The sequence below is a fragment of the Rhizobacter sp. P3_B12 genome (assembly GCF_056402895.1).
Genome location: NZ_JBFUGN010000956.1, coordinates 1 through 2,348, shown reverse-complemented (window position 1 = coordinate 2,348; position 2,348 = coordinate 1). Strand labels below are relative to the sequence as shown.

Below are 2,348 nucleotides of genomic sequence, written 5' to 3'. Positions count from 1 at the left end.
CTTCTACAATCCGGGCCCCACTCCCGTTGTGCCCATGTTCAAGAACGCGCTCCTCTACCGCATCGACCAATGGAACCCGCCGCCCCTCGAAGAGGTGGAAGAACGCCTGGCCGGCAGCCGCTTCACCGCCTGCGGTGCCACGCAACCCGAATCCGCCGGCTGGCTGCAGCCGCGCGGTGACAAGGAGGGCGCGCTGATCGAGAACATCGGCGGCCAGCTGGTGCTGCGCCTGGGCGTCGAGCGCAAGGCCGTGCCCTCCTCGGTGATCAAGGCCGAACTCGAGGCCCGGCTCGACCGCATCGAGGCCGAGACCGGCCGCCGCCCGAAGGGCAAGATCGCCAAGGAGCTGAAGGAGGAGATCGTGCAGGACCTGCTGCCGCGCGCCTTCCCGAAGCGTTCCGCCACGCTGGTGTGGATCGACGTTCGCGCCGGCTTCGTCGTGATCGACGCGGCCAGCACCGCCAAGGCCGACCGTGTCGTCACGATGCTGGTCGAGCTGCTCGGCGGCGGCATCCGGCTGAGCCTCGCGCAAAGCGCGATCTCGCCCGCCACCGCGATGGCCGAATGGCTGACCAGCAAGGAAGCGCCGGCCGGGTTCACGGTCGACCGCGAATGCGAGCTGAAGCAGCCCGACAGCGAGAAGGCCACCGTCAAGTACGCACGCCACACGCTCGACATCGACGAGGTCGGCCAGCACATCGTGCAGGGCAAGCTGCCCACGTCGCTCGCGATGACCTGGTCGTCGCGCGTGTCCTTCGTGCTGAGCGATGCGATGACCATCAAGAAGCTCAAGCTGCTCGACGTGGTGCTCGAAGGCACGTCCACCGCCACCCGGGACGAAGACCACTTCGATGCCGATGTCGCGCTGGTCACCGGCGAGCTGAAGCAGCTGATCCCCGCGCTGATCGAGGCGCTGGGCGGCGAGCTGCAGCGCGATGCCGTCACCGGCGCGGCGGCGGCGCCTGCCGGGCCCTCGGCACTGCCCGCAGCACCCGCCGACCCGAGCGCCCAGCCGCTGGCGGCCTGAGGTTCCGGGCCGGTCCGGCGCCCGCCGGATCAGTGCTTGCAGCGCTCCGCGTAGTTCGTCTCCGAGCGCTGCAGGTCGGCGCGCTCGCCGTCGTTCATCGTCGCCGTCTGCCGGCGCTTGGCCCCGAGGATGCGCAGCAGCTCGTTGCACTGCTCRCTCGCGATGCGCGTCTGCTGCTGTTGCTGCTGGGCCGCGGTCTGCACCGAGCGCCTGGCGTCGCGCTCGTTGCGCCYGTCCTCGGCCAGCCGCTGCCGCGCTGCTGCATCGTCGTCGGCGCATTTCTGGCGGTATTCCTCGTGCAAGCCGCTGATCACGTCGCCGCGCACGCCGCGCGACGGGCCGGTGCGGATGGCCTCGGCGATGTCGGCACAGGCCGAACTCAGGTAGCCGACGTGCTCGGCCGTCTTCGGCGCCCGTTGCACGTAGGTCGAGGACGGCTGCTGGTAGGTGTTGTTGTTGCCGCCCTGCGGGCCGATGGTGCCGAGCGACGCGCCGGCACCGGTGGTGCACGGCCGGTCGGACACGTAGGTCGAATTGCCCGACTTGCAGCGGTACAGCGATTGCGCCGAGGCGGACGGGGCCACCATCAACGAGGCCACCAGCGATGCCATCAACACGGCAGCACCGGACACCTCCCGCGCGACGCGGGCTGTCATCGATCTCTTCACGTTCACCCCTCCTGTTGTTCTTGGGTGGGGTGGGATTCTGCTGCGTCCGCGCCGGCCGTCCATCCCTCAGGAGGGTGATCGGCGCAAGGTATTCACGATTTGCGCCTGCATCGCATCGGCCGCCGCATGCCCGCGGCTGGCCTGGCTGCGCAGTACCGCGACCTCCATGTCGGCCAGCGGCGGCAGCTGGTGGCGCGCATCCAGGATCTGCAGGCCGGCCGGCACGCTGCAGCGCGTCAGCGCCGCCACCGCCAGTCCGCCCTCGACGGCCGCCAGCTGCCCGACCAGGCTCTCGCTGTGGGTCACGACCCGGTGCTGCCGCTGCTGCCCTGCCAGCGCCGCCAGCACCGCCTTGCGCGCCAGGCTGCCGGCCTCGTACATCGCGAGCGGCAGCGGCTCGCGCCGCCAGGCCTGGTGCTGGGCCGCACCGACCCACACCATCGGCTCGCGGAACAGCAGCGTGCCGCGCTGCGGCCGGTCGCGGGTGACGATCGCGACGTCGATCTCGCCGCGCTGCACCTGCGGGATCAGCGCCGTGGATTGCGCGCAAGCCAGCGTGATCTCGACGCCGCCGTGGCGGCTCGCGAAGGTGCGCAGCACCGGCGCCAGGTAGGCCACCGCGTAGTCGTCGGGCACGCCCAGCCGCACGTGGC

At 70.9% G+C, this 2,348-nt stretch carries 3 protein-coding genes; 1 reads left to right on the top strand and 2 read right to left on the bottom strand.

Going from position 1 to position 2,348, the window contains the following annotated elements; all coding sequences use genetic code 11:
- The coding region (locus tag AC1D01_RS30655) for a recombination-associated protein RdgC (RefSeq protein ID WP_477873162.1) at nt 1-1,027 on the top strand (1,027 nt) is incomplete at its 5' end.
- A gap of 29 nt (nt 1,028-1,056) precedes the next feature.
- On the opposite strand, the gene AC1D01_RS30650 is transcribed toward AC1D01_RS30655, so the two are convergent.
- Nucleotides 1,057-1,683, bottom strand: a complete 627-nt coding sequence (locus AC1D01_RS30650; RefSeq protein WP_477873160.1) for a hypothetical protein — start codon at nt 1,681-1,683, stop codon at nt 1,057-1,059.
- 78 nt (nt 1,684-1,761) lie between these two features.
- Nucleotides 1,762-2,348 (bottom strand): LysR substrate-binding domain-containing protein (locus tag AC1D01_RS30645; protein WP_477873158.1); only part of this gene is annotated, 587 nt, incomplete at its 5' end.